The 705-nt window shown below is 65.1% G+C and carries 1 protein-coding gene; it reads left to right on the top strand.

All coding sequences use genetic code 11. The features are described from left to right. Window positions 1-705: BapA/Bap/LapF family large adhesin (locus tag G1E_RS29250; RefSeq protein WP_047149714.1), on the top strand; the 705-nt coding region annotated here is incomplete at both ends.

Here is a 705-nt window from a genome sequence, read left to right as displayed (position 1 = left end):
GGACGGTAGCCGCCGGCACCACGGCCGACCCCACGCTGACCCTGACCACCAGCAGTGCACTGGCCCTGCTGGACAACACCACCTTCACCCTGCAGGTGAAGAATGCCAGCGGAACCTGGGTCACGCTGGCCACCGGTAACAGCCAGGGCTTGCTGGACCTGATCCTGTTGCCGTTGGGCCAAGGCCTGCGAGTCGACATCGGGGTGCTGCAGGCGGGCGATTACCGCCTGACGGTGGGCAGCGGCGGCATTGGCCTGATCACCAATGTCAGCACCTCGCTGGATATCACCTCCACCAGCCTGACCGAGTTCACCGGTACTGGCACAGCCACCTCTGGCAACGTCATCACCGACGTGGGCACCGATGGCGTGGTGGATGCGCGGGGCCCGGACAGCGCCGCGGTGCTGCAGGTGCTCAAAGGGGGCAGCTACGTCTCGGCCGGCAGTGCCACCACGGTGCAAGGCCTGTACGGCACGCTGGTGATCCGCGGCGACGGCAGCTACACCTACACGCCAAACGGCAGCCCGGCCAGCGTCGGCAAAGTGGATGTGTTCAGCTACCAGCTGGTGCACCCCAACGGCCTGTCCGACAGCGCCAATTTGTATGTGCGCATCGATAGCCCACAAGCCACGGAAGTCTGGAGCGACAGTAACTACGCGGCGCCAGCCACGGTACTTGACGCAGTCAACGACGTAGGTTTCAGCA

This window comes from Pseudomonas sp. TJI-51, assembly GCF_000190455.2.
Taxonomy (GTDB): Bacteria; Pseudomonadota; Gammaproteobacteria; order Pseudomonadales; family Pseudomonadaceae; genus Aquipseudomonas; species Aquipseudomonas juntendi.
Note: the sequence above shows the minus strand (reverse complement) of the source record. Positions and strands in the feature narration are given on the sequence as shown.